This is a genomic window from Azospirillum sp. TSO22-1 (assembly GCF_003116015.1).
Taxonomy (GTDB): domain Bacteria; phylum Pseudomonadota; class Alphaproteobacteria; order Azospirillales; family Azospirillaceae; genus Azospirillum.
On record NZ_LGQZ01000082.1, the window covers coordinates 13,475 to 37,624 of the forward strand.

Consider the following 24,150-nt stretch of genomic DNA (forward strand, 5'->3'; position numbering starts at 1 on the left):
AGCACCGCATGCCCCCGCACCGCCCTGCCCGCCCGCTTCGGCGCACGTTCGCCGGGCTCCTTCTGGCCGCCTTCGCAGCCCTCGCGACGGCGGCCGGAGCGTCCGCACAGACCCGCGTCAAGGACCTCGTCACCTTCGACGGCGTGCGCCGCAACCAGCTGATCGGCTACGGCCTGGTGGTGGGCCTGAACGGGACGGGCGACCGGCTGATCAACACGCCGTTCACCGAGCAGAGCCTGAAGGGCATGCTGGAACGGCTGGGGATCAACACCCGCAACGAGGTGCTGCGCACCCGCAACGCCGCGGCGGTGATGGTCACCGCGACGCTGCCGCCCTTCGCCCGCCAGGGCACCAGCATCGACGTGGCGGTATCGGCTCTCGGCGACGCGACGAACCTGCTCGGCGGCACGCTGCTGGTGACCCCGCTGCTGGGCGCGGACGGGCAGGCCTACGCCGCGGCGCAGGGGCCGCTCACCGTCAGCGGCTTCGCCGCCACCGGCAACGCCGCCAACATCACCAAGGGCGTGCCGACCACCGCCCGGATCGCCAACGGCGCGACCGTCGAGCGCGAGCTGAAATTCGTGCTCGACGACATGAAGGGGATGCGCATGGCGCTGCGCAACCCGGACTTCACGACGGCCAACCGCATCGCCGACGCCGTCAACCAGCGGCTTGGCCCGGCGAGCGCCCACGTGCTGGATCCGACCACGGTCGACGTGCGGATCCCGCCGGCCTACGTCGGCAACATCGCCCGCCTGATCGGCGATGTCGAGCAGCTGCATGTCCGCCCCGACGTGGTGGCGCGGGTGGTCGTCGACGAGCGCAGCGGAACCATCGTCATCGGCGACGACGTGCGTGTCGGCCGGGTCGCCATCACCCAGGGCAACCTGACGGTCCGCGTCGTCGAGACCCCGCAGGTCTCCCAGCCGCAGCCGTTCAGCAACGGCGCCACGGTGGTGGTGCCGCGCACCGACATCCAGGTGCAGGAGGGCAACGGCCGGCAGTTCGTGACCGTCGGCGGCAACGTCAGCCTGCAGCAGCTGGTCAACGGCCTGAACGCGCTGGGCGTCGGCCCGCGCGACATGGTCGCCATCCTCCAGGCCATCAAGGCCGCGGGCGCGCTGCACGCCGATCTCGAAATCATCTGAACGAGCGAGGATGCCATGGACGTGACGGGTGTCTCCCCGGCCACCACCGACCGGCGCCCGGCCGTGAAACCGGCAGGCGACGCCGGGCATGCCGCCACCGAGTTCGAGGCCATGATGGTGGGCCAGATGCTGCAATCCATGTTCGAGGGGGTGCGCACCGGCGGAGCCTTCGGCGGCGGCGATGCCGAGCGCACGTGGCGGGGCTTCATGCTCCAGGAGTACGGCCGCGCCATCGCCGAAGCGGGAACGCTCGGCATCGGCCGCATGGTGCACGCGGAGGTCGCCCGGCTGTACGGCGACGGCGACGCGGGCGGCCGGCCATGAGCCGGGGGTTGCGCGACGTCATCCGCGAGTTCGCCCGCGACCGCCGGCCCAAGCCCGAGGCGGCCCCGGCACCGGCCGAGCCGGTCGCCGCGCTGCCGGCGGTGGACGGCGCGACGGCGGTCGTCATGGTCGAGTTCCTCGACACCGTCCGCGCGCTGAGCGACCTGCTGGACGAGGAAAACGCCGCCATCGCCGCCGGCGAGGTGAACGGGCTGGAAGGCTTCGCCCGCCGCAAGCTGGGCATGGCCGAACGCCTCGAAGGGCTGCTGGCCCAGGCCGATGCCGATGGGGTGGCGCTCAACGGCGACCTGCGGGCCATGGCGCTCGAACGGATCGAGCGGCTGGACCGCGCGGTCAGCGACAACGCCGCCGGGCTGGTCGCCCTGCGCAAGGCGGTGCTGACCATCAACCGCACCCTGCTGAACGCGCTGGAGAAGGCGGCGAGCGACGGGCTCTACGCACCCACCGGCCGCGCGATCCGCCCGGTCGAGCTGTCGGCCTCCGGCCTCAACGCCGAACTCTGAAGGCATTGCCCCCGGGAGGAGGCACCCGCGAATACCCCATGTGCCTAGGGTCGGCACGCCCTTATTTCGCGGGCGGCGGCTGCATGGACGAGGCAGAATGAGAATGCCAACCGGTCATCCTGATGACGGTGCCGGCCATGCCGAAGTTCCAGCAGCAAGGACGGTGAGCATGTCCAAGAAACTGAAGGCCACCGAAGACGTGAAGTCCATGTCGCCAAAGCTCAAGCGGCGGGACTACGAGGATGAACTGGCGAAGCTTCATGTCGAGCTGGTCAAGCTGCAGCAATGGGTCGTCCACAAGGGCCTGAAGGTCTGCGTCATTTTCGAAGGACGCGACACCGCCGGCAAGGGCGGGACCATCAAGGCGATCACCGAGCGCGTGAGCCCGCGCGTGTTTCGCGTCGTCGCCCTGCCGAGTCCGACCGAGCGCGAGAAATCGCAGATGTACATCCAGCGCTACCTGCCGCACCTGCCGGCGGCCGGGGAAATCGTCATATTCGACCGGAGCTGGTACAACCGCGCCGGCGTCGAACGGGTGATGGGCTTCTGCACGGAGGAACAGACGAAACGATTCCTCGCCATCGTTCCCAATGTGGAGAAGGCGATCATCGAATCCGGCGTGATCCTGCTGAAGTACTGGCTGGAAGTCAGTCCCGAGGAGCAGACGCGCCGGCTGGAGGCGCGGATCAACGACGGGCGGAAGCTCTGGAAACTGTCGCCGATGGACGTGAAGTCCTATGGCCGCTGGTACGACTATTCGCGCGCCCGGGACGACATGTTCGCGGCGACCGACAGTTCATGGGCGCCCTGGTTCGTCGCGCGGTCGGACGACAAGAAGCGGGCGCGCCTGAACATCATCCATCACCTGCTGGACCACATTCCCTACGAAGAGGCGCCGAGGGACAAGGTGAAGCTGCCCAAGCGGCAGGATCCGGACGGCTACCGGGAGCCCGACTATCCGTTCAAGTTCGTCCCGGAACGCGCATGGTCCGTTGGGTAGGGCGGTCTTGGTTTGAAACGGGCCGTCACGGCGTCTGCCGGCGCGCCGCCGAGCGCAGCGTGCCGGCCTGCTCCAGGCGCACGATCTCGGCCACCAGGGCGCGCTGGAAGGGCCGCGCGTCGCCCGGCAGCGCGAAGCCCTGCCCCGTCGTCCAGAACTCCACGAAGGCGCAGTCGGCCGCCTCGGCGGTCGGCCATTCGACCGCCACCGCCAGCCCCATCTCGACGCTCGTCCGGCGATGGTCGGTGACGACGAGCTGCGCCTCCCAATGCATGCCGCCGGCGCCCGCGTCGGCGCGCTGCTGGCTCCAGGTCCGTGCGTAGTCGCGGAAGTTCTCCGACGCCCGGTCCATGCGCAGGTAGCTGGAGCGGTCCACCACCGCCGGCGACAGGCGGACGACGTAGCGGGCCTGCCCCAGCGCCTGGGTCACCTCGGCGGCGAGCCGCTCGAGGGTCGTGAAGGCGCCGCGCAGGTTGTCGGCCAGCGCCGCCGCCAGCGCGGCGCCGTCCAGGGGGCGCTTGGCGCTGCGGTCCGCGTTGTAGATCGCGAAAAGGTCGTCGGGCTCGCTCATCGACAGGCCGGCTGTGGGATGGCGGGAGCCTCATGCGTCCCGTGCGAACGTCATAGGGCGGAAACCATTGAAAAGGAATTAAGCCGTTCTCACGGTCCGCGCCCCGGCGCGCCGCGGCGGGCGGCGGGCCCGCCCTTCAGGCGCAGCACGTAGGTGATGACCTCCGCCACCGCCTGGTAATGCTGGAGCGGAATCGGCTCGTCGATCTCCGCCGAGCCGTGCAGCGCGCGCGCCAGCGGCGGGTTCTCGATGATGGGGACGCCGTTCTCCTCGGCGATGGAGCGGATGCGCAGCGCCATCAGGTCGGCGCCCTTGGCCAGGCACACCGGCGCCGGCATGCGGGCGCGGTCGTACTCCAGCGCCACCGCGAAGTGCGTGGGGTTGGTGACGACTACGGTGGCGCGCGGCACGCTGGACATCATGCGCCGGCGCGAGCGCTCGCGGCGCATCTCGCGCAGCCGCGCCTTGACGGCCGGGTCGCCCTCCGTCTGCTTGAACTCGTCCTTCAGCTCCTGGAAGGTCATGCGCAGGCGCTTGCGCCACTGGTAGCGGTTCCACAGCACGTCGATGGCGGCCATCAGGACCGTCGCCAGCAGCACCGCCAGCAGCAGCCGCAACGTCAGGTCCCGCAGCAGTTCGGGCAAGGCGGCCACGTCGAGGTTCACGACCCCCTCCGTCCAGGTGATGTAGGGTGCGACGGCGAACCACGCGGCGAAGCCGATGGCCGCCAGCTTGGCAAGGCTCTTGAGGAATTCGGCGAGCGCGCTGGTGGAGAAGATGCGCTTCCAGCCGCCGAACAGCGACAGGTTGCTGAGCTTCGGCCGGATGCGCTCCTGGGCGACCACCAGCTGCCCCTGGCCGAACGCCGACACCGCCGCCGCCAGGACCAGGATGCCGAGCACAGGCAGCAGCGCCAGCCCGACCCCGGCGAGCAGCCAGCTCAGGCTGTGCAGCACGTCGTACGGACTGCCGTCGATGCGGATGTCGTCCGGATTCTCGATGAGCGGCAGCAGCGTCGCCGCCAGCCGGCTCGCCGCGCCGGGCGCCGCGGCCGCCACGATCAGCCAGGCCGCCGCCATGGCCGCCAGCAGGCCGACGTCGCGGGCGCGCGGGACGTCGCCCTTCTCCTCCGCCTCGCGCAGCCGCTTCTCGGTGGGCTCCTCGGTTTTCTGCTCGTCGTCCTGCCCGTCGGCCATGCCCCCGCCTCACCCGCCCGCCAGCCAGCCGCCGAGCGCCGTCAGGAAGGCGCCGACGATCGCGGCCGCGGTCGTCATGACGATGAGCAGCCCGGCGATCAGCATGACCGGGGTGCCGACGAAGAACACGGGCATGGCGGGCATGACCCGGTTGACCAGACCCAGCGCCAGGTTGAACAGCACCCCGAAGACCAGGAACGGCGTCGCCATCCCGACCCCCAGCCGGAAGGTGGCGGCGACCAGCTGGGCGTAGCGCCCGGCCAGCAGCCCGGCGTCCGGCCACTCGGCGACCGGCCAAGTGCCGTAGGAGCGCGCCAGCGCGTCGAGCATGACGTAGTGCACGTCGGCCGCGAAGATGGCGGCGAGCCCGGCGATCACCAGCGTGCCGGAGAGCACCGACCCGCCCTCGAACCCCGCCCCCTCGATGGCGAAGGGGTTGGCGAGGCCGATCGCCTGCGCCGCCAGCGTGCCCGTCACCTGGAGCGCCGCGAGGAACAGCTTGGCGCCCAGGCCGAGGAAGGCGCCGATCAGGATCTCGCCGGCGAACTGCTGCAGGATCCCGGCCGCGTGCCCGGGCATCGCGGCGGGCAGGCCCGGCACGGTGGGGGCCAGGGACAGCGCCACCACGCCGGCGATGGCCAGCCGCACCCGCACCGGCACAGCGAATTCGCCGAAGCCCGGCAGGAAGCCCACCGCCGCCGCCACCCGCACGAACACCAGGAACACCCGGTAGATTTCCTGGCTGAGCATCTGCGCCAGAAGGTCCATCGCCCGCCCCTCAGACCTGATCGACGGTCTTGAGCGCCGCCTTGCGGTGCAGTTCGGCGTGGCTGATGATCGGCGTCATCGGGCTGACCCGCTCCAGCAGCGAACGGACGAACGGGCGCACCTCGGCCGCGACCAGCAGCGCCGGCCACACCGACGGGCTGGCGTGCTTCTGGATGCGGGTCCGGATCGCGGTGAGCAGCTCCTGCACCTGGCTCGGCGGCATGGCGAAGCGGCGGTCCTCGCCTTCGGTGACGATGTTTTCCAGCAGGGCCTGCTCCCACGTCGGCGTCAGGGCGATCACCGGGATGAAGCCGTCGCTGCCGGTGAGCTGCTTGCAGATCTGCTGACCGAGGCGGATGCGGACGTGCTCGGCGATCATGGTGATGTTGCGGGTCCAGTTCACCGCCTCGGCGACGGCCTCGACGATGGCGGGGAGGTTGCGGATCGACACCCGCTCGGCGAGCAGCGCCTGCAGCACCCGCTGCACCACCACCAGGGTGATCTGGCTGGGCACCATGTCGTTGATCAGCTTCTGGTATTCCCGCGGCAGGCCGTCGATCAGCTTCTGCACGGCGGCGAAGGTCAACAGGTTCGGCAGGTGGTCCTTGATCACCTCGGTGAGGTGCGTGGTGATCACGCTGTCGGGATCGACCACGGTGTAGCCCTTGGCGACCGCCTCCTCGTGGCGGGCCGGGTCGATCCACTTGGCCTGGAGCCCGAAGGTCGGCTCGCGGGTGGTCTCGCCCTGGATGTCCGGCGCCTCGCCGCCGCTGGGGTCGATGGCCATGAGGTGCTTGGGCCGCACCTCGCCGTTCGCCACCTCGACGCCCATGATGCTGATGACGTAGCCCTTGGGCGGCAGAAAGCTGGAATCCTTGATGCGCACCGAAGGGAGGATGAAGCCGAACTCCTTGGCGAAGCGCTTGCGCAGCGTCTTCACCTTGCCGGTCAGCGGCCCGTCCTTGTTGAGGATGAGCGGCACCAGATGATTGCCGACCTCCACCTTGACGTCGTCGACGCGCAGCATCTCCTCGACGGTTTCCTCGGCCGCGGCGGCCGGCGCCTTCTTGCCCTCGGCCAGCTTGGCCAGCGCCGCCTGCCGGGCGCGCTGGCGCGGCAGGTACCAGCCGGCGGTGCCGAAGCCGGCGCCCAGCAGCGCGAACGGCCCCATCGGCAGCCCCGGCGCCAGGGCCAGCGCGCCGAGCAGCCCGCCCGCCACCATCAGCGCCTTCGGGTAGCCGCCGAGCTGGTCGATCACCGCCTTGTCGACCGAGCCGGTGTTGCCGCCCTTGGTGACCAGCAGGCCGGCCGCCAGCGAGACGATCAGCGCCGGGACCTGCGTCGCCAGCCCGTCGCCCACCGTGAGCATGGTGTAGGTGGCCGCCGCGGCGTCGAACGGCATCCCCTGCTGGGCGACGCCGATGGCCATGCCGCCCAGCACGTTGATGGCGGTGATGATGAGGCCGGCCACCGCGTCGCCGCGGACGAACTTCGAGGCGCCGTCCATGGCGCCGTAGAAGGTGCTCTCGTCCTCCAGCTCCTTGCGCCGGGCGCGCGCCGCGGTGTCGTCGATCAGGCCGGCCGAGAGGTCGGCGTCGATGGCCATCTGCTTGCCGGGGATGGCGTCGAGGGTGAAGCGGGCGCCGACCTCGGCGATGCGCGTGGCGCCCTTGGTGATGACGACGAAGTTGATGACCACCAGGATGCAGAAGATCACCACGCCGATGACGAAGTTGCCGCCCATCACGAAGCGGCTGAAGCCCTCGATGACGTGGCCGGCGGCGCCGGTGCCGGTGTGGCCCTGGCTCAGCACCAGGCGGGTCGAGGCGATGTTGAGCGCGAGGCGCAGCATCGTCACCACCAGCAGCACGGTGGGGAAGGACGAGAAGTCCAGCGGCTTGGCGATCCACAGCGCCACCATCAGGATCAGCACGCTGACCGACAGCGACAGCGCCAGCCCGAGGTCGAGCAGCCACGTCGGGATCGGCAGGAACAGCACCGCCAGCACCAGCACGATGCCGATCGCGAACATCACGTCGCGGTTGGCGAGGCCGACCGTGCCGAGGGCGCTCATCGTCGAGCGGAAGCCACCGGTGAAACTCATGCGTCAGGGCTCCGAAGGCGGGCGTCACCGCTCATGCGCGGCGTCCGGCAGCAGCGGCCGGCTCGGCCCGCTGGCGTAGAGGCTGGAAAGGAACGACAGACGGCCGAGGTCGGCCTTGCCCCAGACTGGTGTCTCCCGGGCCGATGTTTCCCGGGCCGGCGCCGCGGCCTGCGGCCCGGCGGCCAGCGTGCGCAGGTAGTCGATGGCGTGCGCCACCCAGCGCCGGTTGCCGGCGACCCGCTGGCGGTACGCGCTGCGCCGCTCCGCCTGCGCCGAGTGGTAGTGGCCGATCGCCTCCTCGAAGGAGCCGTGCGCACGGCCCAGTTCGGCCAGGAAGCGCGCCGCGTAGGCGGCGTTGGCCCGCGGCTCGAAGGCGGTGGTCAGGTCCGGGAAGGCGCCGGGGTGCCATTTCAGGTTCACCTGCAGGCAGCCGACGTCGATGGAGCGCACGCCCCGGGTCAGCAGCGCCTGCACGTGGGCGACGGCGGCGTCGCGGGTCTCGAAGTACTGCGACTGCCCCTCGGCGTTCACGGTCCACGGCCAGACGGTGAACAGGCGGTCGGCGGTCATCCGGCCCGCCTCGGTGAAGCCCATGGCGAGCAGCGCGTTGTCGGCCAGCCCGGCCTCGCGCTCGGCCGTCAGGATGGCGTCGATGCACACCGCCTCGGGGGGCAGCGCCCGCGCGTGGGGCGGGGGCGGCGCCGGCGGGGGCGCCATCGCGTAGAGCTGCGGCCCCCACGTGCCGATCTGCGCCGCGTGCTGGGCGGTCGCCGGAGCCGACGGGGACGCCAGGAGGCCGACGCACAGCAGGGCTGGCAGCGCGATGCGCACGGACCGTCACTCGACGGAGACGATGAGCTGGCTCAGGTGCTCCGCGTATGAGGCGAGCGCGCTGAACATGAAGGGCAGAGCCAGCACCGTGGTGACCAGGATGGCGACGATCTTCGGCACGAAGGTCAGCGTCATCTCCTGCACCTGGGTCAGCGCCTGCACCAGCGAGATGACGACGCCGACCAGCACCGCCACCGCCAGCGCCGGGGCGGCGATCAGCAGCGTCGTCCAGATTCCGGTGCGCAGCACTTCCAGAACATCGGCCTCGTTCATGGTCCGGTCTCCGCTCAGACGGCCATGCGCATGATGTCCTGGTACGCCTGGACCATCTTGTCGCGGATCGAGACGACGGACTGCACCGTCATCTCCGCGGCGAGGACCGCGCGGACCACGTCCTGGGCGCTCGCCTTGCCGGCGATGGCGGCCATGGACACCCGCTCGCTCTCCTTCACGGTGTCGATGGACTGGGTGATCTGCCGGTCCAGGAAGTCGCCGAACGACGTCTCGGCCGCCGCCGCACCGGAATTGGCGGCGCCGGTGGCTCCGGCATCGACGGGCGGCCGCGGGGTGGTCAGGCTGTGCGGAGCGTAGGCGCCGGCGGCGCGGACGGCGGTCATCTCGATCATGGGGGTCCTCCTCAGCCGCGCAGCAGATCGACCATGCGCGTCATCATCGAGCGCGCCTGCTCGATGACGTTGACGCTCGCCTCGAACGAGCGGCTCGCCTCGCGCATGTCCATCATCTCGATCAGCGGCTGGACGTTCGCGTGCTTGACGTAGCCCTTCTCGTCCGCCGCCGGGTGCGACGGGTCGTAGACACTCTGGAAGTCGCTGCGGTCGCGGCCGATCTGCTTGATCCTGACGATCTCGCTGCCGGTGGCGCGGTCGACGGCCGAGGCGAAGGCGACGGTCTTGCGGCGGTAGGGGTCACCGCCCGGCGTCTGCGCCGTGGAATCGGCGTTGGCGATGTTCTCGGCGACGACGCGCAGCCGGGTTCCCTGCGCCTGCAGGCCGGAACTGGCGATGCGCAGGGTCGCGCTCAAGGGATCGGTCATCATGGCTCGGTCTCCCGGGGTCAGGCCTTCCAGGCGGCGCGCAGCATCTGCACGTTGCGCTGGAAGAGGCCGGCGGTCAGGGCGAAGGCATCGCGCGTCTCGCTGCCCTTGGTCATTTCCTGCTCGAGCGCCACGGCGTTGCCGTCGGGCGTCACCTCCCACAGCTCGGGCCGGCGCGTCTCGCGGACGATGTCGGCCGGGCGCGTGCTGGCGAGGTGCGCGGACGAGGTCCGCGCGGCCGCCACCGGCTTCATGCCGCCCAGCAGCGCCTCGAACGGCTTCACGTCCTTGGCGCGGTAATCCGGCGTGTTGGCGTTGACGACGTTCTCGGCGATCAGCCGCTGCCGTTGCGCCAAGTGTTCCAGCCGGGCGCCGGCCAGCCGGAACACACCAATATTGTTAAAATCCATCTTTTCTGTCCTCCGCGAAGACGAGCCCAAGATGCCGGCCCCGGTTTAAAACCGGATTTAAATTCGCCCCGCTAGCATGCCGGGGTTCGACACCCGCCGGAGCTTCCCTGCATGCGTGTTCTGTCCAACCTGATCGCGGAGATCGAGCGGCTGCCGACGCGCACCTGGCGCGGCCAGGTCCGCACGGCCACCGGCATGACGCTGGAGGTCGACGGGCTGCAGCGCGTCCTCGCCGTCGGCGACAAGTGCCACGCGGTGACCCGCGGCGGCGAACGGGTGCTGTGCGAGACGATCGGCTTCCGCAACGGCCGCTCGCTGCTGATGGCCTTCGACACCCTCGACGGCGTCGCCGAGGGGTGCGCCACCGTCACCGACGACGCGGCGTTCACGCTGCGTCCCGGGCCGGGCTGGCTGGGCCGCGTCGTCAACGCGCTGGGCCAGCCGGTGGACGGGCTGGGCCCGCTGCGCAACGGCGAGCACTGCCGCCCCCTGCGCGCCGCGCCGCCGCCGGCCTGCCTGCGCCGGCGGGTGGGCGCCAAGCTCGACACCGGCGTCCGCGCCCTCGACGCCTTCGTGCCGGTCTGCCGCGGGCAGCGCATGGGGGTGTTCGCCGGCTCGGGCGTCGGCAAGTCGACCCTGCTGTCCATGGTCGCGCGCTACGCCGAGGCCGACGCCATCGTCATCGGCCTGATCGGCGAGCGTGGGCGCGAGGTGCGCGAGTTCCTCCAGGACGACCTCGGCGCCGACGGCCTCGCCCGCTCGGTGGTGGTCGTCGCCACCTCGGACGAGCCGCCGCTGATGCGCCGGCAGGCGGCCTATCTCTGCATGACCGTGGCGGAGGAGCTGCGCGACCGCGGGCTGCATGTGCTGTGCCTGATCGACAGCGTGACCCGCTTTGCCATGGCACAGCGCGAGATCGGGCTGGCGGGCGGCGAACCGCCGACCACCAAGAGCTACCCGCCGAGCGTCTTCTCGGAGCTGCCGCGCCTGCTGGAGCGCGCCGGCCCCGGCAGCGAAGGACAGGGCGACATCACCGGCATCTTCACCGTGCTGGTCGACGGCGACGACCACGACGAGCCCATCGCCGACGCCGTGCGCGGCATCCTCGACGGTCACGTGGTGCTCGACCGCCGCATCGCCGAGCTGGGGCGCTATCCGGCGATCAACGTGCTGCGCAGCGTGTCGCGCACCCTGCCCGGCTGCCACGACCCGGAGCAGAACCGCCTCGTCCGTCAGGCGCGGACGCTCGCCGCGACCTACGACAACATGCGCGAGCTGATCCGCATCGGCGCCTACAAGCGCGGTTCCGACGCGGAGGTCGACGCCGCGGCGCGGGTTCATCCGCTTCTCGAAGACTTCCTGCGCCAGGGCAAGGACGACCGCACGGCTTCGGCCGACGCGTTCGCGCGTCTCGGCGCGCTCCTGACCGCCCACGGAGGTGCATGATGACGGTCGACACCAAGCTGGCCGCCCAGGCCCTCGCCTCCAGCGATCCGACCCCCTCCCGCCCGGCCGCGAAACCCGCCTCCCTGGAGGTGCCGGACTTCGGGGACGTGCTCGATGCGCTCAACCCGCTGCACCACGTTCCGGTGGTCTCGACGCTCTACGAGGCGGCGACCGGAAGCCGGATCAGCACGGCGGCGCGCCTGGCGGGCGGCTATCTGTACGGCGGCCCCGCCGGCCTGCTCGGCAGCGCGGCCATCTCCCTCGTCGAGGGCGTCACCGGCGACAGCGTCGGCGGGCACCTGCGGACGCTGGCGGAGCAGCTCGGCGAGCCGGACGCCGCCGGGCCGCCGCCGGCACTGCCCTGGATGAAACCGGCGACCGCGCCGGACGCAAGACCGGCAACCGGCGCCGCGTCGTCGGACGCGGTGGCGGAGGCGCTGCGCCAGGCCGCCCGCACGTCCGACGCGGCGTTCCCCGCCACCGGGCCCGCAGCCGCGCGGTTGCCGCCGGAGCTGCTGGCCAAGCTGTACGCCGCCCAGGCCACGCAGCCGGACGGCGCCCGCTCGATCCGGATCTGACGAAACAAGGAGTGAGAGAGTTCGTGGACGCGGCAACGAAGCATATGGTCGAGGACATCTACCAGGAGGCGGCGCAGGAAGCCCTGCGACGTGGACTGTCCCGGCTGACGTCGCACAAGGAGGGGGTGGTGGCTGCCGCCATGCTGCTGTCGGCGATCACCGGACAGGAGGACGACGAGGCCAGAGGCGCCGTCGTCGGGCTCAACCTTCGGCCGGCCTACGGGGAAGAGGCATGACGCCGCCCGCCCGCGCCTGCCCGCGCCGCTCCGACCGGCTCCGGCTGGCCGCCGCCCTGGCCGTGGCGCTCACCGCCGCACCGGCGGCGGCGGAGACGTTCGACACCAGCATCTGTCGGCTGTTGCCGCAATATGTGCCGTCCGCCGAGGTCGCCTATACGCCGGGCATCGACGTGCATGGCCGTCCGGTGGCCCCCGCCGACGTCCGCGGCTCCGCCGGGGTGCGGATCGCCGACCGGCTGGACATCCCGCTCACCCTGGGCCTCGCGCGGCGGCTCGGGCTGGCGGTGCCGCCCTCCGCGAAGGCGCTGGGGACGCAGGCCGAGGTCGGGCGTCTGTCCTTGTTCGGCGACGTGCTGCTCTTCAATGGCCAGCCGCTCGGCGAATTCAGCCAATCGGAGCTGATCGCGCTGTGCCGGAGCCCTCCTGCGGACTGACGGCGCCGGCTTGCTCGGTCCCGCCGCTCCATTCCCGGACGAGGCGGTAGGCGACGGCGAGCAGCACCGGACCGAGGAAGAGTCCGATCAGGCCGAGCGCGATCAGGCCGCCGACGATCCCCAGGAAGATGACGATGAAGGGCAGGTTGGCACTCCGGCCGACCAGGATCGGCCGGAGGATGTTGTCGAGGCTGCCGACCACGATCCCGACCCACACCAGGATGAACAGTCCCATCCCGGTGTCGCCCTTGTTGAACAGCCAGACCACCACCGGAACCCAGATGATCGCCGGTCCCATCGGCACCAGCGTGAGGAAGAAGGTGATGAACCCCAGGAGGAAGGCGCCCGGAACGCCGGCGATGCGGTAGCCCAGCGCGGCGGCGATCGCCTGCACCAGGGCGGTGCCGAGAACGCCCTGCACGACGCCGTTGATCGTGTCGCCGGCGACGTCGAGGGACTGGCGCGCCCGGGGGCCGGCGAGCCGCCCCATGACGTTCCGCAGCCGGTGCACGGCGGCACGGCCGTCGCGGTAGAAGAAGAAGGCGATGAAGACGCTGATCGCGATCAGCGACGTCCCGGACAGAAGGCCGCCGGCGGCCGCGACGACCAGATCGCGGATCTCTCCCATCTGCGGCTGAAGCACGGTGCGGAGGTCCGCCTCGCCACGGGCCAGGGCGCCCCAGACCTCCTGCAGCCGGTCGCCGACCAGGGGAAGGCCGGCCAGCCAGTCCGGCAACGGCGGCAGCCCCCGCTCCATCACCGCATGGACGGCCTCGAAAAGCCGCACGACGTTCTCCGACAGCCCGACGCCCAGCGCCGCGAGCGGCCCGATGAGCACCGCCATGACCAGCAGCGTCATGATGGCCGCCGAGAGCGTCGTCCGGCCGCCGAGCGCGCGCTCGAGGCGCTCGTGCAGCCTCCAGGTGCTGAAGGTGAGGATGATCGCCCACAGGATGGCCGCGATGAACGGCCGGAGCACGACGAAGCAGCCGATCAGCAGGACCAGCATCATCGACAGGACGAGCGCCTTGCGGACATAGCCCGTCTCGTCGTGCTCCGGCGCGTCCAGAGGCTCGGAATACGCGAGCCGCCCGTCATGCATGAAGTCCGTCATGGCTGTTCTGCCCTCATCGCGGGTGCGTCCGGCCGTCCGGCGGCGTTGATCAGGCCTCCTGGGCCGGCACGGCGGATTTGGCGGCGTAGGAGCCCTTGCCTCCGGCAAGCACCTCCTGCGGCGTGCTGGTGGCGAAGAAGTGCATCAGCCGGGCGACGACGCCCGTCCAGCCGGTCTGGTGGCTGGCGCCGATGCCCGCTCCGTTGTCGCCGTGGAAGTACTCGTAGAACAGGATGTGGTCGCGCCACTCGGGATCCTGCTGGAATGTCCCGGCACCGCCGAAGACGGGACGCCGTCCGTCGGCGTCCTTCAGGAAGATGTTCGCGAGACGGCGCGAGATTTCCTCAGCGACTTGGTAGAGGGTCATGAACCGTCCCGAGCCCGTCGGGCACTCGACCGTGAAATCGTCGCCGAAGTACATGTAGTACTGGACCAGCGCCCGGATGATCAGGGCGTTGACCGGCATCCAGATCGGCCCGCGCCAGTTCGAGTTCCCGCCGAACATGCCGCTGTCGGATTCCGCCGGCAGGTAGGAGACCCGGAACTCCTGGCCGCCGGCCGTGAAGGAATAGGGATGCTCCGCGTGGTGGCGGGAGATCGAGCGGATGCCGTAGGGGCTGAGGAACTCGCCTTCGTCGAGCATGTGGGCCAGCACGCGGCGGAGCCTGTGTTCGTTCAGGATCGATCCGAGCCGGCGGCCATCGTAGCCCGCCTTCCGCGGGTCGTGCATGGCGGCCACCATGTCCGGCCGGCTGGCGAGGAAGGCGCTGAAGCGTTGCGCGACGTCCGGGAAATCGGCGAGCACCGAGCCGTCGAACACGCACACCCCGCACAGCGGCAGCAACCCCACCATGGAGCGGACCTTGAGCCGCTCCGCGCGCCCGTCCGGCAGACGCAGCACGTCGTAGAAGAAGCCGTCCTCCTCGTCCCACATGCCGGTGTCGTCGCCGAGCCGCGTCATCGCCGAGGCGATCCACAGGAAGTGCTCCGCGAACTTGAGGCACATGTCGACGTAGACCGGGTTGTGCGCCGTCAGTTCGACGGCGATCTCCAGCATGTTCAGGCTGAACAGCGCCATCCACGCCGTGCCGTCCGCCTGTTCCAGATGGCCTCCGGTCGGCAGGGGCGCGCTGCGGTCGAACACGCCGATGTTGTCCAGCCCCAGGAAGCCGCCTTCAAAGACGTTCCGGCCGTCGCGGTCCTTGCGGTTCAGCCACCACGTGAAGTTCAGCAGCAGCTTCTGGAAGACCTGTTCGAGCCAGCGGACATCCTCCTTGCGATTGCGCGCCTTGATCAGGCGGTAGGTGAAGATGCTGGCCCAGGCGTGCACCGGCGGGTTGACGTCGCCGAAGTTCCACTCGTACGCGGGAAGCTGCCCGTTGGGGTGCAGGTAACGCTCCCGCACCATCAGGTCGAGCTGCTGCGTGGCGAAGTCGGGATCGACCAGGGACAGCGCAAGGACATGGAAGGCGAGGTCCCACGCGGCGTACCAGGGATACTCCCATTTGTCCGGCATCGAGATGATGTCGGCGTTGCGCATATGGTGCCAGTGTTCGTTCCGGGGAGCCGACTTCCGCCCGGAGGCGAAGGGGCCGGCCCCGCGTTCCTCCAGCCACTCGCCGACCTCGTACCGGTAGAGCTGCTTGCTCCACAGCATGCCCGCGAGGGCCTGGCGGAACACGAGGGCCTGGTCGGCGCCGCAGCCGGGCGGGCTGATGGCGGCGTAGAACGCGTCCGCCTCGGCCCGGCGCGCCTCGAACGCGTCGGTGAAGCCGGCACCGAAGACATCCTCTCCACCCGCGCCGTCGGTATCGAGCCGCAGATGAATGATGCGGCTCTCGCCGGGACCGAGCGTCAGGCGGTAGTGCGCCGCCGCCTTGGTGCCGGCTTTTTCCGGGTTCACGGCGTCCGCGCGCTCGTGGACGACGCAGGCGTCGATGCCGTCCTTGACGTAGGGGCTGCGGTTCGGGACGCCGAACAGGCGCTCCATGTTGGTTTCGTTCTCGGTGAACAGGAGCGCCGGCTCGCCGTCGCAATGCAGCGTCGCTTCGCTGCCTTCCGGACCGGTGGCCCGGACGGACGGACGCCAGGCCGGGCCGGAGACGCCACGGAGCGCCGGCCGGCGCGCCGGCTCCCCGGCCGGCCGGTCCCATGACCAGGTGTTGCGCCACCACAGCGTCGGCAGGACGTGCAGGTCGGCGGCGTCGGGGCCGCGGTTGCACGCGGTGATCCGGATGAGGATCGTTCCGGGGGACGCCTTGGCATACTCCACGAACACGTCGAAATAGCGGTTTTCGCGGAACACCCCGGTGTCCAGCAGCTCGTACTCCGGGTCGTGCCGGTTCCGCCGGCGGTTCGTCTCGACGAGATCGCTGTAGGGGAACGCCGCCTGCGGATACTTGTACAAGTACTTCATGTACGAGTGGGTCGGCGTGCTGTCGAGATAGTAGTAATATTCCTTCACGTCCTCGCCGTGATTGCCTTCGGAGTTGACCAGCCCGAACAGGCGCTCCTTGAGGATGGGGTCGCGGCCGTTCCACAGCGCGACCGCGAAGCAGAGCTGCTGCTGCTCGTCGGAAATGCCCGCCAGGCCGTCCTCGCCCCACCGGTAGGCGCGCGAGCGCGCGTGGTCGTGCGGGAAATAGGCCCAGCTGTCGCCGGACTCGCTGTAGTCCTCGCGCACCGTCCCCCATTGTCGTTCGCTGAGGTAGGGGCCCCACGCCTTCCAGGGGACGTTCCGTTCACGGACCTGCCGAAGCCGGGCCTGCTCGGCCGTTTCCCTGGCTTCCCGGCGGTCATCCGCTTCCGGCATGCGATCCTCCCTGGTTTGGTGTTGGCCCGTTTTAAGTTGGACGTGTGGCGCGATCAGGCTCCCCGGGCCACTTCCTTCGTGGGCGGAGGCTCATGCTGGCGCATGGTCTCGCCGTGGCCGGGCGTAACGGTTTCCCGCTTCTCCGATTCGGGTTCCTTGATGCGGAACCACGCGACGTAGAGGGCCGGCAGGAACAGCAGCGTCAGCACGGTCGCCACGATCAGGCCGCCGATGATCGCGTAGGCCATCGGCCCCCAGAAGACCTCCGGCGCGATGGGAATCATGCCCAGGCTGGCCGCCGCCGCCGTCAGCAGGATGGGGCGCACCCGGTGCATGGTGGCGTTGATCACCGCGTCCCAGGGGTGCTCGCCCATCGCCAGATGCTCGTCGATCTGGGCGATCATGATGACCGAGTTGCGGACGATCATGCCGATCAGCGCGACCACGCCCAGGATGGCGACGAAGCCCAGCGGCGTGCCGGTCGGCAGCAGCGCCGCGACGACGCCGATCAGGCCGAGCGGGGCGACGCTGATCACCAGGAACAGCTTCTGGAAGCCCTGGAGCTGGACCATCAGCACCGTGAGCATGACGAAGATCATGATCGGGAAGACCGCGGTGATCGACGCCATGCCCTTGGCGCTGTTCTCGACCGTGCCGCCGACCTCGATCGAGTAGCCGGGCGGCAGGCTGCGGCGCAGCTCGTCCACGGCCGGCGCCAGTTGCTTCACCACCGTCGCCGCCTGGAGCGGCGGGACGAGGTCGGCCTGCACGGTGATCGTCGGCAGACGGGTGCGCCGCCAGATCAGCGGCTGCTCCAGGTCGTAGCGCAGCGTCGCGACCTCTCCCAGCGGCACGGTGTGCCCGTCCGGGATGGCCACCTGGAGATTGCGCAGCGTCTCGATGGAGCTGCGCTCGGCGTTGCTTGCCTGGGCGACGACGTCGATCAGGTAGATGTTGTCGCGCACCTGGGTGAAGGCGGCGCCCGACACCGTGGCGTTCAGGGCCTGCGTGAGGGACTTGGAACTGATGCCCAGCTGGCGCGCCTTGTCCTGGTCAACATCGACCCGCACCACCTTCGACGGCTCGTTCCAGTCGTAGTTGATCAGCTGCGTGTAGGGGTTCGTGCCGATGGTGTCGGCCATTCGGGCGGCCAGCGACCGCACCCCGCCAACGTCCGGCCCGGACACGCGGTACTGGATCGGCCAGCCGACCGGCGGTCCCAGTTCCAGCGCGCTCACCCGGGTGTTCAGGTCGGAGAAGTCCTCGTTCAGGATCTTCTCCAGCCGGGCGCGGACGGCGTCGCGGACCTTGTAGCCCTTGGTCACCACCACCGCCTGCGCGAAGTAGTCGTTGGCGAGTTGGACGTCCAGGGGCAGGTAGAAGCGCACCGCGCCCTGGCCGATGTAGAAGCTCCAGTGATCGACGTCCGGGTCGGCGGCCAGCACCTTCTCCAGCCGGTCCACCGTGTCGCGGGTCGACATGATCGACGCGGTCTGGGGAAGCGTCAGGTTGACCAGCAGTTCCGGACGGTCCGAGGCCGGGAAGAACTGCTGCTGCACGAAGCGCAAGCCGTACACCGACAGGGCGAACAGGGCGACCGTCACCAGGATCACCAGATACCGCATCCGCATGGCGAAGCGCAGGCCGCCCCGGAACGCGCGCATCAGCCGGCCGGGCTCGTGCGAATGCTGCTTGCCCATGGTGGCCTTCAGGACGTTCACCCCGATCAGCGGGGCGAACAGGACCGCCACGATCCAGGAGAACAGCAGCGCCATCGCGATCACCGCGAACAGCGTGAAGCAGTATTCCGCCGCCCCGCCCTGGGCGAAGCCGATCGGGATGAAGCCGGCCACGGTGATCAGGGTGCCGGTCAGCATCGGGAAGGCCGTGGACGTGTAGGCGAAGGTCGCCGCCTTATCCAGCGTGAAGCCTTCCTCCAGCTTGGTGATCATCATCTCCACGGTGATCATCGCGTCGTCCACCAGCAGCCCCAGCGCGATGATCAGCGCGCCCAGCGAGATCCGCTGCAACGCGATGCCGTAGAACTCCATGCCGATGAAGGTCATCGCCAGCACCAGCGGGATGGACGTCGCCACCACCAGCCCGGCGCGCAGACCCAGGCTGACGAAGCTGACCGCCAGCACGATGATGACCGCCTCCTCAAGCGCCTTGGTGAAGCCGGCGACCGAGTCCTCGACGACCACCGACTGGTTGGCGACGAGATGCACGCCGATGCCGACCGGCAGGTTGGCTTCGACCTGGCGCATCCGCTCGCGGATCCCCTCGCCGAAGGCCAGCACGTTGCCGCCCGCCGCCATGGAAATCGTCAGGCCGATGGCGGGTTCGCCGTTGTAGCGGAAGATCGGCGTCGGCGGGTCGACGTAGCCGCGCCGCACCTGCGCCAGATCGGCCAGCCGATAGAACTTGCCGTTGGCCCGCAGGCTGATCGCACGCAGGCTGTCTTCGGAGGTGAAGGCGCCGCTCACCCGCACCGTGATCTTCTCGTCGCCGGCCTGGACCACGCCGGCCGGCGCCACCGCGTTCTGGGCCTGGAGTTCGGCGATGACCTGCTCGCGGTCGATGCCCATCGCGGCGAGCTGCCGCGTCGAGAAATCCAGATAGATCCTCTCGTTCTGCAGGCCGGTGAACTGCACCTTGCCGACGTCGCGCACGCGCATCAGCTCGGCCCGCGCGAACTCCGCGTAGTCCTTGAGCTCACGGTAGCTGAACCCGTCGGCCGTGAAGGCGTAGACGGTGCCGAAGGTGTCGCCGAACTCGTCGTTGAAGGCCGGCCCCTGCACGCCCTGCGGCAGGGTGCCCTTCATGTCGGCGATCTTCTTGCGGACCTGATACCAGAGGTCCGGCACCTGATCGGCGGGCGTGTAGTCCTTCAGGTTGACGTAGACGACCGACACGCCCGGCTTGGTGTAGCTCTTGACGTAGTCGAGGTACGGAATTTCCTCGAGCTTCTTCTCGATCGGGTCGGTCACCAGGTTCATGGTGTCGTCGATGGTGGCGCCGGGCCAGTTGGCCTGGACCAACATGGTCTTGATGGTGAAGGCGGGGTCTTCCTCCCGGCCCAGCCGCATGTACGCCAGGCCGCCGGCCAGCGTCAGCGAGATGATCAGATACCAGACGAAGGAGCGGTGGTTCAGTGCCCACTCGGAGAGATTGAAGCCCATCATCGTGCCACCGCCGCTTGGGTTTCCTGGTTGAGCCGGACCCGCTGGCCTTCGGAAAGGCTGCGCACCCCCGCGGTGACCACGATGTCGCCACGGGAAAGCCCGCTCGATACGGTGACCGGACGCTCGGCCTCCCGGGGCTGGACGGCGATCTCGCGGCGATGAACGGCCTGGGCCTTGGGATCGGCGAGCCAGACGAACATCCGCCCGGCGTCCTCGAACACCGCCGACGCCGGCAGCTCGACCACCGGGGCCGGCGGCTGCTTGAGGCGCCCGGTCACGGTCGCGCCCAGCCGCAGGGCGTCGGGCGGGTTCTCCAGCGCGATCCGGACGGTGTGCGTGCGGGTGACCGGATCGGCCTGCGGCGAGACCTCGCGGACACGGCCGGGCGCCGCGACGTCCGGCGCGCCGGCCAGCGCCACCTCGATCACGGGTTCCTTCGGTGCGCCGCGGATGCCGGCCTCGGCGATGTTGAACACCGCCTCGCGCTCCTCCGGCTGGGCGACCCGCACCACCATCGCGCCCGCCTCGACCACCTGGCCGGGCTCCGCGCCGGTCGCGGTCACCACGCCGTTCCGGTCGGCCTGGAGTTCGGTGTAGCCGACGCGGTCGCGGGCCGACTGGAGCGCCGCGTCCGCCGCCACGACTTTGGCTTCCGCCGTGCGCATCGACAGCAGCGCCGCGTCGTAGAGCGCCTGCGACGTGTTCCCGTTCGCCAGCAGCTGGCGCTTGCGGAGTTCCTCGTTGCGCGCCTGCAGCTGTTCGGCCTGCGCGGCGGCCAGGTTCGCCTCCGCCGTCCGCAGCGCGTTGCGCTGGTCCTGGTCGTCCAACCGGGCGAGGACGGCGCCCGCGCTGACCCGGTCGCCGACATCGACGCCCCGCTGGACGAGCTTGCCGGCGATGCGGAAGCCCAGATCGGCGTCGGCCCGCGCCTCGATGGTGCCGGTGACGGTGCCGGCCATGCGGAAGGTGACCGGATCGACGGTCACGGTGCGGACGGGGCGAACCACCGGGGCCGCCCCCTCGTCGTGCCGCTTCGCCTCGTGACACCCGCCGAGCGCCGCGGCCAGCAGGAGGAGGGCAACCGAAGGCGGACCGGCCATCCGCCGCTGCGTCGCGTGCGTCATGCGCCGCTCCCTTGCTTGATGGCGACCTTCTGTCCCGCCCGCAGCTTCTGGACGCCGCCGACCACGACGACGTCGCCGACCGCGAGGCCGTCGGCGACGGTGAAGGTGCCGGTGTCGTACTGCAGCACGGAGATCGGCCGCAGGCTCACGGTGTCGGCCGGCCGTGCCACGACCCACACCGCGGGCTGGCCGTCCGCCGTCTGGAACAGCGCCGTCGACGGCAGGTTGACCACCGACTGCGTCGGCAGCTTGGCCCGCCCGGTCACCGCGGCTCCCAGCAGGAAGGCGGCGGGCGCGGCGGGCAGCGACACCTTGACCGTGTAGGTCCGGGTCACCGGATCGACGTTCGGCGACACCTCGCGGATCGTTCCCTCCATGGCGATGGCCGGGTCGCTGACCAGCCGGACCTCGACCGGCGGCACGCCGGCCCGGCCCTCGAGGCGGAGGCTCGCCCCCGGCACCTGGAAGACCGCCTCCCGTTCGGCGGGATCGGCCAGCCGCAGCACCATCTGGCCGGCGGCGACCACCTGCCCGGGCTCCGCCGCCTTGGCGGTGATGACGCCGTCGCGGTCGGCCCGCAGCTCGGTGTACGACAGGGTATCCTTGGCCGAGCGCAGCTTCGCCTCCGCCGAGCCCAGCTCGGCCTGGGCCTGGCTGTAGCGGCGCTGCGCGTTGTCGTACTGGACCCGGGTGGTGAACCCGTCGGCGAGCAGCGAGCGCTGGCGCTCCTCCTGGGTCCGGCTCTGCTCGACGAAGGCCTGCGCCGCGGACACGTCGGATTCCGCCGACTTCACGGAATTCTCCTGGTCCTGGCTGTCGAGCTGCGCGAGCAGCTGTCCGTTCGTCACCGCCTGCCCGACATCGACGAGCCGCTTGACCACCTTGCCGCCGACGCGGAAGCCCAGGTTGCTCTCGCTGCGCGCCCGGATGTCACCCGTCAGCGCCGCCGTGCGGCTGAACTGCGTCACCTGCACCGGCAGGGCGCGGACGAGGGTCGCCTCGGCGGGCGGCGGCGCCGACTGCCGGCATCCCAGGAGCATGAGGCTGATGACGATCGCCGCTCTTCCCGTCCATGCCATGCTGCCGCGCTCCCTCTCGATGGCCGGCTCAGGCGGGGTGCCGCCCGCCGAGGATGTCCCGGGTGTGGAGCGCGATCATCCGCTCCTCGTCCGTCGGGATGACGTAGGCCTTGACCCGGCTGTCCGGCCGCGTGATGCGCAACTCGCCCGCCTCGTTGGCCCGTTCGTCGACAGCGACGCCGAGCCAGCGCGCCCGCTGCGCGATGGCCTTGCGGATCGCCGGCGCGCGCTCGCCGATGCCGGCGGTGAAGACCAGCGCGTCGATGCCGCCCATGGCGGCCGCCATCGCCCCGATGGCGAGGCTGGCCCGATGGATGAAGTACCCCAGCGCCAGCGCGGCCCGCGGGTCCGGGCTGGCGAGCAGGTCGCGGACGTCGTTGCTGATCCCGGACAGGGCCTTCAGGCCGCAGTCGTGGTAGAGCAGCCGCTCGACCGCGCGGACGTCCATGCCCTTGTCGATCAGGTACAGGACGACGCCGGGATCGAGCTGCCCCGGCCGCGTTCCCATCGGCAGCCCGTCGAGCGCGGTGAACCCCATCGTGCTTTCGACGCTGCGCCCGTCCTGGATGGCGCACAGGCTGGCCCCGCTGCCGAGGTGGGCGACCACGACGCGCCCGCCGGCGATTTCGGGCGCGAGGGCCGGCAGGCGCCGGGCGATGTACTCGTAGCTCAGCCCGTGGAAGCCGTAGCGGCGCACACCCTCGCGGTACAGCTCCTCCGGAATGGCGTAGCGGTCGGCCAGCTCGGAGTGATGCCGGTGGAAGGCGGTGTCGAAGCACGCCACCTGGAGGAGGCCGGGCATGAGCGCGCGGATCGCCCGGATCGGCGCCAGATTGTTCGGCTGGTGCAGGGGCGCCAGCGGGACGTACGTCTCCAGCGTGGCGATCACCGCGTCGTCGACCGCCACGTGGGCGTGGTAAGCGGCGCCGCCATGGACGACGCGATGGCCGACCGCCGCGGGCATCGCGCCGCCGAGTTGCTCGCGCAACCAGCCGCCGAGGAAGGCGAGGGCTTCGGGCACGCTGTCGCCGGGCCGCGCGGGGAGCGGCTCGACATGCACCGCGTCGCCGTCACCCTTCAGGACCAGCCGCGGGTGCGTGCCGATTCCCTCGACCAGCCCGCGCAGGCGCACGCCGAGGCCGTCCGCGGCTCCCCCGCCGTCCGCCCCGCCGTCCGCGTCGAACAGCTGGAACTTGATGCTGGATGACCCGGCGTTGATCACGAGGATCGTGTCGGCCATGGCGGTCACCCCTTCACCGGCTGGCCAAGGCCCTGCCGATGCGCGTACAGCGCCGCCACCGCGCAGGACGCCATGCGCGTCATCACGCTGTCGGCCCGGCTGGTCAGCACGATCGGCACCCGCGCGCCGAGCACGATGCCGGCGGCATCGGCGTTCGCCAGGAAGGTCAGGTTCTTGGCGAGCATGTTGCCCGCCTCGAGGTCCGGCACGACCAGGATGTCGGCCTGCCCCGCGACCGGCGACACGATCCCCTTGATGCGCACGGCGTCCGGGCTGATCGCGTTGTCGAGCGCCAGCGGCCCGTCGAGCAGGCCGCCGCTGATCTGCCCGCGGTCGGCCATCTTGCACAGCGCGCCGGCCTCGACCGTGGAGGGGATTTTCGGGTTGATGGTCTCCACCGCCGACAGGACCGCCACCTTCGGCTGCCCGATGCCGAGCGCCCGCGCCAGGTCGATGGCGTTCTGGATGATGTCGCGCTTCTCTTCCAGCGTCGGCGCGATGTTTACCGCGGCGTCGGTGATGAACAGCGGTTTCGGATAGGTCGGCACGTCCATGATGAAGACGTGGCTGATCCGCCGCTCCGTCCGCAGCCCCGCCTCGCGCTTCGCCACGGCGTGCAGCAGCTCGTCGCTGTGCAGGCTGCCCTTCATCAGGAGCTGCGCCCGCCCCTGCCGCACCAGCTCCACCGCCGCCGCCGCGGCGGCGTGGCTGTGCGGCGCATCGACGATCTCGCAGCCCGCCACGTCGAGCCCCGCCTCCGCGGCCGCCGCCCGGATGCGCGCGGCCGGGCCGACCAGGATCGGCGTGATGAAGCCCTGCTTGGCCGCGTCGATCGCGCCGCCGAGCGAGGTGGCGTCGCAGGGATGGACGACCGCCGTCGGCACCGCGGGGATCTCCCGGCACGCCGCGACGAGCCGTTCGTACTTCTCATGCCGGTGGGCCGACGGGCCGGCCGGGGGTGCGTCGGGC

General features: G+C 70.6%; 23 protein-coding genes and 1 pseudogene. 8 read left to right on the top strand and 16 right to left on the bottom strand.

Annotation, left to right across the window (positions count from 1 at the left end):
- Positions 1-8: 8 nt before the first annotated feature.
- The 4 genes from TSO221_RS21685 to ppk2 all read left to right on the top strand — a co-directional run bounded on the left by TSO221_RS21685 (position 9) and on the right by ppk2 (position 2,996).
- On the top strand, positions 9-1,148 hold the full coding sequence (locus TSO221_RS21685) for a flagellar basal body P-ring protein FlgI (RefSeq protein WP_109120609.1): 1,140 nt from the start codon (positions 9-11) through the stop codon (positions 1,146-1,148).
- Between the two features lie 15 nt (positions 1,149-1,163).
- Positions 1,164-1,472: a rod-binding protein gene (locus tag TSO221_RS21690; protein WP_109120610.1), complete on the top strand. Its 309-nt coding sequence runs from the start codon at positions 1,164-1,166 to the stop codon at positions 1,470-1,472.
- On the top strand, positions 1,469-1,996 hold the full coding sequence (locus TSO221_RS21695) for a flagellar protein FlgN (protein ID WP_109120611.1): 528 nt from the start codon (positions 1,469-1,471) through the stop codon (positions 1,994-1,996). The genes TSO221_RS21690 and TSO221_RS21695 overlap by 4 nt, the downstream gene beginning before the upstream one ends.
- 169 nt (positions 1,997-2,165) lie before the next feature.
- Positions 2,166-2,996: a polyphosphate kinase 2 gene (ppk2, locus tag TSO221_RS21700; RefSeq protein WP_109120612.1), complete on the top strand. Its 831-nt coding sequence runs from the start codon at positions 2,166-2,168 to the stop codon at positions 2,994-2,996.
- 25 nt (positions 2,997-3,021) lie between these two features.
- Here ppk2 and TSO221_RS21705 read toward each other — a convergent pair whose 3' ends face one another.
- From TSO221_RS21705 to TSO221_RS21745, 9 genes are all read right to left on the bottom strand, one after another.
- A complete protein-coding gene (locus TSO221_RS21705) occupies positions 3,022-3,567 on the bottom strand; it encodes a hypothetical protein (RefSeq protein WP_109120613.1) in 546 nt (181 codons plus the stop codon).
- Positions 3,568-3,656: 89 nt separating this feature from the next.
- Positions 3,657-4,763 (bottom strand): flagellar biosynthesis protein FlhB, encoded by a 1,107-nt coding sequence (gene flhB / locus TSO221_RS21710; RefSeq protein ID WP_109120614.1) that lies wholly within the window; start codon positions 4,761-4,763, stop codon positions 3,657-3,659.
- A gap of 9 nt (positions 4,764-4,772) precedes the next feature.
- A complete protein-coding gene (locus tag TSO221_RS21715) occupies positions 4,773-5,531 on the bottom strand; it encodes a flagellar biosynthetic protein FliR (protein ID WP_109120615.1) in 759 nt (252 codons plus the stop codon).
- 10 nt (positions 5,532-5,541) lie between these two features.
- A complete protein-coding gene (gene flhA / locus TSO221_RS21720) occupies positions 5,542-7,635 on the bottom strand; it encodes a flagellar biosynthesis protein FlhA (RefSeq protein WP_109120616.1) in 2,094 nt (697 codons plus the stop codon).
- A gap of 24 nt (positions 7,636-7,659) precedes the next feature.
- Positions 7,660-8,466, bottom strand: coding sequence for a transglycosylase (locus TSO221_RS21725; RefSeq protein ID WP_109120617.1), 807 nt, complete (start codon positions 8,464-8,466; stop codon positions 7,660-7,662).
- 6 nt (positions 8,467-8,472) lie between these two features.
- Positions 8,473-8,739 (bottom strand): flagellar biosynthesis protein FliQ, encoded by a 267-nt coding sequence (gene fliQ, locus TSO221_RS21730; protein WP_109120618.1) that lies wholly within the window; start codon positions 8,737-8,739, stop codon positions 8,473-8,475.
- Between the two features lie 14 nt (positions 8,740-8,753).
- Positions 8,754-9,092 carry a flagellar hook-basal body complex protein FliE gene (locus TSO221_RS21735; protein ID WP_109120619.1) on the bottom strand — a complete coding sequence of 113 codons (339 nt, stop codon included), beginning with the start codon at positions 9,090-9,092 and terminating at the stop codon, positions 8,754-8,756.
- An 11-nt stretch (positions 9,093-9,103) separates the two neighbouring features.
- Positions 9,104-9,523 (bottom strand): flagellar basal body rod protein FlgC, encoded by a 420-nt coding sequence (gene flgC / locus TSO221_RS21740; RefSeq protein ID WP_109120620.1) that lies wholly within the window; start codon positions 9,521-9,523, stop codon positions 9,104-9,106.
- A gap of 17 nt (positions 9,524-9,540) precedes the next feature.
- Positions 9,541-9,930, bottom strand: coding sequence for a flagellar biosynthesis protein FlgG (locus TSO221_RS21745; RefSeq protein WP_109120621.1), 390 nt, complete (start codon positions 9,928-9,930; stop codon positions 9,541-9,543).
- Positions 9,931-10,041: 111 nt separating this feature from the next.
- Here TSO221_RS21745 and fliI point away from each other — a divergent pair, with 111 nt between their 5' ends.
- The 4 genes from fliI to TSO221_RS21765 are packed head-to-tail and all read left to right on the top strand — an operon-like array spanning position 10,042 to position 12,627.
- Positions 10,042-11,376 carry a flagellar protein export ATPase FliI gene (fliI, locus tag TSO221_RS21750; protein ID WP_109120622.1) on the top strand — a complete coding sequence of 445 codons (1,335 nt, stop codon included), beginning with the start codon at positions 10,042-10,044 and terminating at the stop codon, positions 11,374-11,376.
- The gene (locus TSO221_RS21755) at positions 11,373-11,954 is read left to right on the top strand and encodes a hypothetical protein (RefSeq protein WP_146208867.1); all 582 of its coding nucleotides are present in this window, start codon (positions 11,373-11,375) and stop codon (positions 11,952-11,954) included. Before fliI ends, TSO221_RS21755 begins: the two co-directional genes overlap by 4 nt.
- Positions 11,955-11,965: 11 nt before the next feature.
- Complete coding sequence (locus tag TSO221_RS21760; RefSeq protein ID WP_247878173.1) at positions 11,966-12,190, top strand: hypothetical protein; 225 nt, start codon at positions 11,966-11,968, stop codon at positions 12,188-12,190.
- A complete protein-coding gene (locus TSO221_RS21765) occupies positions 12,187-12,627 on the top strand; it encodes a hypothetical protein (RefSeq protein WP_109120624.1) in 441 nt (146 codons plus the stop codon). The genes TSO221_RS21760 and TSO221_RS21765 overlap by 4 nt, the downstream gene beginning before the upstream one ends.
- On the opposite strand, the gene TSO221_RS21770 is transcribed toward TSO221_RS21765, so the two are convergent.
- From TSO221_RS21770 to TSO221_RS21800, 7 genes and pseudogenes are all read right to left on the bottom strand, one after another.
- The gene (locus tag TSO221_RS21770) at positions 12,578-13,741 is read right to left on the bottom strand and encodes an AI-2E family transporter (RefSeq protein WP_109120625.1); all 1,164 of its coding nucleotides are present in this window, start codon (positions 13,739-13,741) and stop codon (positions 12,578-12,580) included. The genes TSO221_RS21765 and TSO221_RS21770 overlap by 50 nt on opposite strands.
- A gap of 49 nt (positions 13,742-13,790) precedes the next feature.
- Positions 13,791-16,553, bottom strand: a complete 2,763-nt coding sequence (locus TSO221_RS21775) for a glucosidase (RefSeq protein WP_109120626.1) — start codon at positions 16,551-16,553, stop codon at positions 13,791-13,793.
- Between the two features lie 53 nt (positions 16,554-16,606).
- On the bottom strand, positions 16,607-19,738 hold the full coding sequence (locus TSO221_RS21780; RefSeq protein WP_247878174.1) for an efflux RND transporter permease subunit: 3,132 nt from the start codon (positions 19,736-19,738) through the stop codon (positions 16,607-16,609).
- Entirely contained in the window at positions 19,735-20,862 is a 1,128-nt protein-coding gene (locus tag TSO221_RS21785) for an efflux RND transporter periplasmic adaptor subunit (RefSeq protein WP_199229566.1), read from the bottom strand. The genes TSO221_RS21780 and TSO221_RS21785 overlap by 4 nt, the downstream gene beginning before the upstream one ends.
- On the bottom strand, positions 20,859-21,941 hold the full coding sequence (locus tag TSO221_RS21790) for an efflux RND transporter periplasmic adaptor subunit (RefSeq protein WP_109120627.1): 1,083 nt from the start codon (positions 21,939-21,941) through the stop codon (positions 20,859-20,861). The genes TSO221_RS21785 and TSO221_RS21790 overlap by 4 nt, the downstream gene beginning before the upstream one ends.
- Positions 21,942-21,969: 28 nt before the next feature.
- On the bottom strand, positions 21,970-23,181 hold the full coding sequence (locus TSO221_RS21795; RefSeq protein WP_109120628.1) for an acetate/propionate family kinase: 1,212 nt from the start codon (positions 23,179-23,181) through the stop codon (positions 21,970-21,972).
- A gap of 5 nt (positions 23,182-23,186) precedes the next feature.
- Positions 23,187-24,116, bottom strand: a pseudogene (locus tag TSO221_RS21800) (bifunctional enoyl-CoA hydratase/phosphate acetyltransferase); the annotation flags it as partial.
- Positions 24,117-24,150: the final 34 nt, after the last annotated feature.

What these genes read in the sequence shown, in the direction of transcription:
- TSO221_RS21685 (WP_109120609.1), top strand. Translation starts at nt 9, where the DNA reads ATGCCCCCGCACCGCCCTGCCCGCCCGCTTCGGCGCACGTTCGCCGGG.
- TSO221_RS21690 (WP_109120610.1), top strand. Translation starts at nt 1,164, where the DNA reads ATGGACGTGACGGGTGTCTCCCCGGCCACCACCGACCGGCGCCCGGCC.
- TSO221_RS21695 (WP_109120611.1), top strand. Translation starts at nt 1,469, where the DNA reads ATGAGCCGGGGGTTGCGCGACGTCATCCGCGAGTTCGCCCGCGACCGC.
- ppk2 (WP_109120612.1), top strand. Translation starts at nt 2,166, where the DNA reads ATGTCCAAGAAACTGAAGGCCACCGAAGACGTGAAGTCCATGTCGCCA.
- TSO221_RS21705 (WP_109120613.1), bottom strand. Translation starts at nt 3,567, where the DNA reads ATGAGCGAGCCCGACGACCTTTTCGCGATCTACAACGCGGACCGCAGC.
- flhB (WP_109120614.1), bottom strand. Translation starts at nt 4,763, where the DNA reads ATGGCCGACGGGCAGGACGACGAGCAGAAAACCGAGGAGCCCACCGAG.
- TSO221_RS21715 (WP_109120615.1), bottom strand. Translation starts at nt 5,531, where the DNA reads ATGGACCTTCTGGCGCAGATGCTCAGCCAGGAAATCTACCGGGTGTTC.
- flhA (WP_109120616.1), bottom strand. Translation starts at nt 7,635, where the DNA reads ATGAGTTTCACCGGTGGCTTCCGCTCGACGATGAGCGCCCTCGGCACG.
- fliQ (WP_109120618.1), bottom strand. Translation starts at nt 8,739, where the DNA reads ATGAACGAGGCCGATGTTCTGGAAGTGCTGCGCACCGGAATCTGGACG.
- TSO221_RS21735 (WP_109120619.1), bottom strand. Translation starts at nt 9,092, where the DNA reads ATGATCGAGATGACCGCCGTCCGCGCCGCCGGCGCCTACGCTCCGCAC.
- flgC (WP_109120620.1), bottom strand. Translation starts at nt 9,523, where the DNA reads ATGATGACCGATCCCTTGAGCGCGACCCTGCGCATCGCCAGTTCCGGC.
- TSO221_RS21745 (WP_109120621.1), bottom strand. Translation starts at nt 9,930, where the DNA reads ATGGATTTTAACAATATTGGTGTGTTCCGGCTGGCCGGCGCCCGGCTG.
- fliI (WP_109120622.1), top strand. Translation starts at nt 10,042, where the DNA reads ATGCGTGTTCTGTCCAACCTGATCGCGGAGATCGAGCGGCTGCCGACG.
- TSO221_RS21755 (WP_146208867.1), top strand. Translation starts at nt 11,373, where the DNA reads ATGATGACGGTCGACACCAAGCTGGCCGCCCAGGCCCTCGCCTCCAGC.
- TSO221_RS21765 (WP_109120624.1), top strand. Translation starts at nt 12,187, where the DNA reads ATGACGCCGCCCGCCCGCGCCTGCCCGCGCCGCTCCGACCGGCTCCGG.
- TSO221_RS21770 (WP_109120625.1), bottom strand. Translation starts at nt 13,741, where the DNA reads ATGACGGACTTCATGCATGACGGGCGGCTCGCGTATTCCGAGCCTCTG.
- TSO221_RS21775 (WP_109120626.1), bottom strand. Translation starts at nt 16,553, where the DNA reads ATGCCGGAAGCGGATGACCGCCGGGAAGCCAGGGAAACGGCCGAGCAG.
- TSO221_RS21780 (WP_247878174.1), bottom strand. Translation starts at nt 19,738, where the DNA reads ATGATGGGCTTCAATCTCTCCGAGTGGGCACTGAACCACCGCTCCTTC.
- TSO221_RS21785 (WP_199229566.1), bottom strand. Translation starts at nt 20,862, where the DNA reads ATGACGCACGCGACGCAGCGGCGGATGGCCGGTCCGCCTTCGGTTGCC.
- TSO221_RS21790 (WP_109120627.1), bottom strand. Translation starts at nt 21,941, where the DNA reads ATGGCATGGACGGGAAGAGCGGCGATCGTCATCAGCCTCATGCTCCTG.
- TSO221_RS21795 (WP_109120628.1), bottom strand. Translation starts at nt 23,181, where the DNA reads ATGGCCGACACGATCCTCGTGATCAACGCCGGGTCATCCAGCATCAAG.